Consider the following 6,711-nt stretch of genomic DNA (forward strand, 5'->3'; position numbering starts at 1 on the left):
CAAGACCTACTTGGTGCTGAAGGTCGCCCAGGGCGACCTGACGGTACGTGTGCCAGCGGACAATGCGGAGTTCGTCGGCGTGCGTGATGTGGTCGGTCAGGACGGGCTGGACCGGGTCTTCGAGGTGCTGCGCGCGCCGTATGCCGAGGAGCCCACGAACTGGTCGCGTCGCTACAAGGCAAACCTGGAGAAGCTCGCCTCCGGTGACGTCATCAAGGTCGCGGAAGTCGTGCGTGACCTGTGGCGCCGGGAGCGTGAGCGCGGACTCTCCGCAGGTGAGAAGCGGATGCTCGCCAAGGCGCGCCAGATCCTGGTGAGCGAGCTCGCCCTCGCGGAGAACACGAACGAGGACAAGGCCGAGGCCCTGCTCGACGAGGTGCTCGCGTCCTGACGCAGCAGGCGGAGATCCGCTCAGCGCACTGAAATGCCGCGGTGCCCGATGACGCACAGAGCAGTCGCCGGGCGCTGCGGCATGTTCGTACCCCTGCGCCGGAAGCCACCGCCTGTCGGCGCTCCCCCGGCGGACCGGCCACGCACACCCACCCCGTCCGCTCCCCACTCGGCCGCCGGAGCCGCGCCGCGGTGCCCGCGCCCCCGAGGACTGGCCGATACTGACGTGCCGGGCCCGGGCAGCCTGCTCGACCAGGTGTCACGGAAGGGCCCGGTCGAGGCTCGCGCCCGGCACTTCCCCGAGATCGGCACGGAAGACCGAGCGCGGGGCACCTCCAGGCCATACCCACGCGCACCGAGTACACAAACCTGACAGGAACCGATGTCCGACGAAACGCGCCCTTCGCCGTCAAGGGCCTGTACGGCAGCCGTGATTCCGGCCGCGGGCCGGGGCGTGCGCCTCGGCCCCGGGGCCCCGAAGGCGCTGCGCGCGCTCAACGGCACCCCCATGCTGATCCACGCGGTACGCGCCATGGCCGCGTCCCGCTCCGTCTCCCTGGTGATAGTGGTGGCCCCGCCCGACGGCGCCGCCGAGGTCAAGAGCCTGCTCGACGCCCACACCCTGCTGCCCGGCTCCAGCCCCGGAGGAGGCACCGACTTCCTCGTCGTGCCCGGCGGTGACACCCGCCAGGAGTCCGTGCGGCTCGGTCTGGACGCGCTGCCCCCCGGCTACGACATCGTGCTGGTGCACGACGCGGCCCGGCCCCTGGTGCCCGTGGACACGGTGGACACCGTCATCGAGGCCGTACGGGACGGAGCACCCGCCGTCGTCCCCGCGCTGCCCCTCGCCGACACCGTCAAGCAGGTCGAACCCGCACCCGCGGCCGGCGACCCGGAGCCCGTGGTCGCCACCCCCGACCGGTCCCGGCTGCGCGCCGTCCAGACCCCGCAGGGCTTCGACCGCGCCACCCTGGTCCGCGCCCACGAGACGGTCACCGACGACGTCACCGACGACGCGAGCATGGTGGAGCAGCTCGGGCTGCGGGTCGTCACGGTCCCCGGGCACGAGGAGGCCTTCAAGGTCACCCGCCCCCTCGACCTGCTCCTCGCCGAGGCGGTCCTCACCCGCAGGAGGCGCAACGATGGCTTCTGAGACCCCCGCGGCCCCCGCACCCCCGGCCGTCGTGCTGCCGCAGGTCGGCGTCGGCACCGACATCCACGCCTTCGAGGAGGGCCGCGAGCTGTGGTGCGCGGGCCTCAAGTGGGAGGGCGAGGGCCCCGGGCTGGCCGGCCACTCGGACGCCGACGTCGTCGCGCACGCCGCGTGCAACGCGCTGTTCTCCGCGGCCGGACTCGGTGACCTCGGACAGCACTTCGGCACCGGCCGCCCCCAGTGGTCCGGCGCCTCCGGCGTCACCCTCCTCACCGAGGCCGCGCGCATCGTCCGCGCGGCCGGCTTCACCGTCGGCAACATCGCCGTCCAGGTCGTCGGCCCCCGCCCGAAGATCGGCAAGCGCCGGGACGAGGCTCAGAAGATCCTGTCGGAGGCGGCGGGCGCACCCGTGTCGGTGTCCGGTGCCACCACCGACGGCCTGGGCTTCCCGGGACGCGACGAAGGCCTGATGGCGGTGGCCACGGCACTCGTCGTCCGCACGGGCTGAACCGCCCGGCGGGGGGCCGGCCGGCGGACGTCACGAATACGTGCCCCCTGACGCGACAGGTCACGGGGCACTGCCGTCCGCCCACTACCCTGGAGTGGTGACTATTCGCCTGTACGACACCGGTGCCCGGCAGATCCGTGACTTCGTCCCGCTGCGGCCGGGCTGTGTCTCGATCTACCTGTGCGGCGCGACCGTGCAGGCACAGCCCCACATCGGACACATCCGGTCCGGACTGAACTTCGACATCCTGCGCCGCTGGTTCGCCCACCGCGGCTACGAGGTGACGTTCATCCGGAACGTCACCGACATCGACGACAAGATCATCGTCAAGTCGGCGGACCAGGGCCGCCCCTGGTGGGCCATCGGCTACGAGAACGAGCGCGCGTTCAACGCCGGTTACGAGGCCCTGGGCTGCCTGCCCCCGACGTACGAGCCGCGGGCCACCGGCCATGTGCCGGAAATGATCGAGATGATGCGCGGACTGATCGAGCGCGGCCACGCCTACGAGGCCGACGGCAACGTCTACTTCGACGTCAAGTCCTTCCCCTCGTACCTGCGGCTGTCCAACCAGGAGCTGGAGAACCTCCTCCAGCCCTCCGCCGAGGGCGAGACCGGCAAGCGCGACCCCCGCGACTTCGCCATGTGGAAGGCGGCCAAGCCCGGCGAGCCCAGCTGGGAGACGCCCTGGGGACGGGGCCGGCCCGGCTGGCACCTGGAGTGCTCCGCGATGGCCCACAAGTACCTGGGCAGCGCCTTCGACATCCACGGCGGCGGACTCGACCTGATCTTCCCGCACCACGAGAACGAGATCGCCCAGGCCCAGGCGTACGGCGACGACTTCGCCACGTACTGGATGCACAACGCCTGGGTGACGATGAGCGGCGAGAAGATGTCCAAGTCGCTGGGCAACTCCGTGCTCGTCAGCGAGATGGTCAAGCGCTGGCGGCCCATCGTGCTCCGCTACTACCTGGGCACCCCGCACTACCGGTCCATGATCGAGTACAGCAAGGAGGCCCTGCGCGAGGCCGAGTCGGCGTTCGCGCGCATCGAGGGCTTCGTCCAGCGCGTCGTCGAGAAGGCCGGCGGCGTCGTCGAACCGGCCGCCGAGGTGCCGCCCGCCTTCGCCGAGGCCATGGACGACGACCTGGGCGTGCCGCAGGCCCTCGCCGTCGTGCACACCACGGTCCGGCAGGGCAACAGCGCACTGGCCGCCGACGACAAGGAGGCCGCCGTCGCCCGCCTGGCCGAGGTCCGCGCCATGCTCGGCGTCCTCGGCCTCGACCCGCTCGACCCGCACTGGGCCGGCGACAACGAGCGCGGCGACGACCTCCACGGAGTGGTCGACACCCTGGTCGGCCTGGTGCTCCAGCAGCGCGAGGCGGCCCGGGCCCGCAAGGACTGGGCCACCGCCGACGCCATCCGCGACCAGCTCGGCCAGTCCGGCCTGGTCATCGAGGACGGCCCGCAGGGACCGCGCTGGACCCTCGGCCCGCGCTGAGGCCCCCGGCCGTTCTTGATCGAGTGTGCCGTCCGGGACTCCGGACGGCACACTGCAAGGACGACAGGCGACAGACGTACGTACACAGCGCCCGCACGGCGCCGAACACAGACAGGTGGATCATGGCCGCGAACAACCGCCGCATGTCCGGCAAGAAGGGCGCGCAGGTCGGCAGTGGCGGCCAGCGACGCCGGGGCCTCGAGGGCAAGGGCCCGACCCCGCCCGCCGAGATGCGCAAGGGCCACGCCAAGCAGCGCGCCGCCAACGCCAAGGTCCGCCGCGCCCAGGGGCGCCCGGGAGCGCCCAAGGGTCGCGGCGGCAGGTCCGCCTCCGAGATGGTCGTCGGGCGCAACCCCGTCGTCGAGGCGCTGCGCGAGGGCGTGCCCGCCTCCACGCTCTACGTCCAGCAGTTCATCGACAACGACGAGCGGGTCCGCGAGGCGCTCCAGCTCGCCGGCGAGCGCGGCGGCATCAACCTCATGGAGGCCCCCCGCCCCGAGCTCGACCGCATGACGAACAACCTCAACCACCAGGGCCTCGTCCTCCAGGTCCCGCCGTACGAGTACGCGCACCCCGAGGACCTGGTGGCCGCCGCGTTCGACGAGGGCGAGGACCCGCTGATCGTCGCCCTCGACGGCGTGACCGACCCACGCAACCTCGGCGCCGTCGTCCGCTCCGTCTCCGCCTTCGGCGGCCACGGCGTGGTCGTGCCCGAGCGGCGCGCGGCCGGCATGACCGCCGGCGCCTGGAAGACGTCCGCCGGCACGGCGGCGCGCACGCCGGTCGCGCGCGCCACCAACCTCACGCGCGCCCTCGAGGCGTACAAGAAAGCCGGAGTCACGGTGGTCGGCCTCGCCGCCGACGGAGAGGCCGAGGTCGGCGAGCTGGAGGCGCTCGGGGGCCCCGTCGTCATCGTCGTCGGCAGCGAGGGCAAGGGCCTGTCCCGGCTCGTGGGCGAGACGTGCGACTACCGGGTGCGGATTCCGATGCCCGGCGGCGCGGAGTCGCTGAACGCCGGCGTCGCCGCGGGCGTCGTGCTGTACGAGGCGGCCCGGCGACGCGGCTGAGCCGGTGTCCGCGCGCGGCGGGAGGCGGTGCGGGCCCCCGCACGCGCGCGTACCGGACGGTCCGGACAATGGGCGGACAATGGGGATGATCTTGACGGGGTCCGGACAGATCGGGACGCGGGAAGCAGTGTCCTAACGACTCGTCACTCGGTTAGATGAGTGTGGACACCAGAACACCCCGCACACCCACGGGGGACCGTTCGTCGGGACACGACGACGCTCCCGCGTTGAGCATGGTGAAGGTGCCGAGCGATCCGGCCCAGATCATCGTGAACCACGCGAGCTTCCGCGTGCATCTGGCCACCGGCCCGCGGACCCCGTCCCCGGGCGTCGCACGGCACTCCAGCGCCACCGAGGACACCGCGCGCTTCCCCGTCGCGGACGCGGCGGGCCGGGTGGAGGGCGCGGGGGGAGGCAGGTCCGCCGACTCCCGCCGCCGGGCGCCCGTCGTCTGGAGCGGGAGGTCCGCACCGGACGACACCGGCGCCCACCGGCTGCTGCAGGCCGTGCGGAACTCGAGCGTGGGCCACGGCCCCGGGGAGCAGACGGGCGACGCCAGCGCCACGCAGGTCATCCCCCGCGTCGACGTCGAGGCTCCCGGCCCGTACGGCGGCCGCGGGGAACGCCACGCCGCCGAGACACACCCGTACGCCGACGCCACGGAGGCGTACGGCGCGGCAGCGGACCAGTACGACATCGAAGCCGGCCGGTACGACACCGAAGCAGGCCGGTACGGCGGCGAGGACGGGCGCTACGGCGCCGACCTGACGGTGGAGACCGTGGAGACACCCGTCGTCGGTGCCCAGCGCACCCACGACGACCACCACCACGCCGAAGGCACCCGCCTGCTGCCCGCCATGCGCACCGTGGGCAGCGCCTACGACGAGGACGCGGCCTACGACGACGGCGACGGCACGTACACCGGCCCCGCCGACGGCACCGAGGACGAGCTCGACGGACCGGACGGACCGGGCACCCGGCGCCACGGCGGCGACCCCGTACGGCACGCCTACTACCCCGGCCGCCGGATGAACCTCGGCGTCGTCCTGCTGCCGCTGCGCGTCTTCCTCGGCTTCATCTCCATCTACGCCGGCATGGGCAAACTCTGCGACCCCGTCTACTTCGACGGCGGCAAACGCGGCTCCATGGTCACCTGGCTCAACACCCTGCACCCCTGGGAAGTCGCCGAGCCACTGCGGCAGTTCGCCCTGCAGCACCCCGTCGGCGCGGGCCTCGTCATCGCCTTCCTCCAGGTCATCGTCGGCGTCCTGACCGTCCTCGGCCTGTGGCAGCGGGTCGCCGCCGTCTTCGGCGCGGCCCTCTCGGCCGCCCTCATCGTCACCGTCAGCTGGAAGACCGTCCCCGCCTACGACGCCCCCGACATCATCTACCTCGCCGCCTGGTCCCCCCTGCTCATCGCGGGCGCACCCGTCTACTCCATCGACGGGCGCCTCGCCGCCGGCGCCTGGCGCACCCTCGGTCCACGCACCGACATCTGGCAGCTCCGCCGCTACGTCCTGCGCCGCGGCGCCCTGGTCACCACCGTCGTCGTCGGCCTCACCCTGCTCGTCGGCTCCCTCCTCGGCGGCGCCGTACGCGACGCCGACCGCGTGGTCGTCCCCGGCCCCGGCGAGGCCCCCCGCAACGAACTGCCCGGCTCCCCCCTCCCCGAGACACCGGGCCGGCCGGGCCACCGCAGCCCCGGAGCGGCCTCCGGTGCCCCCACGCAGGGCGCCACCGGCTCCGCCGGCCCCTCGCAGAGCGCCACCAGCCCGGGCGCCACCCGGGGAGCGGGCGCCACCGCCGGCGGACAGCCCAGCCAGACCCAGGGCACCACCACCGGCCAGGCCCCGCCCCAGCAGACCGCGCCGGTCCCCGTCCAGCAGGCACCGAGCACCAGCTCCGGGCCGACCTCCAGCGGCGGCGCGGCCGGAGGCACCGCCGGCGCCTCCAGCGGCGCCCCAGGAGGCACCGGGTCGGGCGGTACCTCCACCGGCGGCGGCGAACGGGACAGCCTGGTGGGTGGACTCCTCGGCTGACTCCCCTCCCGGCCGGACACGGCGATGGGCCCCGCGCACCACGCGCGGGGCCCATC

6 protein-coding genes are annotated in these 6,711 nt (G+C 73.5%); all 6 read left to right on the forward strand.

The window, feature by feature from the left end:
- On the forward strand, positions 1-391 hold a 391-nt coding region (locus UW392_RS13630; protein ID WP_320772829.1), incomplete at its 5' end, for a CarD family transcriptional regulator.
- Between the two features lie 381 nt (positions 392-772).
- Positions 773-1,543: a 2-C-methyl-D-erythritol 4-phosphate cytidylyltransferase gene (ispD, locus tag UW392_RS13635; RefSeq protein WP_320775221.1), complete on the forward strand. Its 771-nt coding sequence runs from the start codon at positions 773-775 to the stop codon at positions 1,541-1,543.
- Positions 1,533-2,051, forward strand: a complete 519-nt coding sequence (ispF, locus tag UW392_RS13640) for a 2-C-methyl-D-erythritol 2,4-cyclodiphosphate synthase (RefSeq protein ID WP_320775222.1) — start codon at positions 1,533-1,535, stop codon at positions 2,049-2,051. Before ispD ends, ispF begins: the two co-directional genes overlap by 11 nt.
- Before the next feature lie 97 nt (positions 2,052-2,148).
- Entirely contained in the window at positions 2,149-3,549 is a 1,401-nt protein-coding gene (gene cysS, locus UW392_RS13645; protein ID WP_320775223.1) for a cysteine--tRNA ligase, read from the forward strand.
- Between the two features lie 122 nt (positions 3,550-3,671).
- Positions 3,672-4,616, forward strand: coding sequence for a 23S rRNA (guanosine(2251)-2'-O)-methyltransferase RlmB (rlmB, locus tag UW392_RS13650; protein ID WP_320775224.1), 945 nt, complete (start codon positions 3,672-3,674; stop codon positions 4,614-4,616).
- 155 nt (positions 4,617-4,771) lie between these two features.
- Positions 4,772-6,655, forward strand: coding sequence for a DoxX family membrane protein (locus UW392_RS13655; RefSeq protein ID WP_414496070.1), 1,884 nt, complete (start codon positions 4,772-4,774; stop codon positions 6,653-6,655).
- The last annotated feature ends 56 nt before the right edge of the window (positions 6,656-6,711 follow it).

The sequence above is a fragment of the Streptomyces sp. CRN 30 genome, assembly GCF_034105845.1.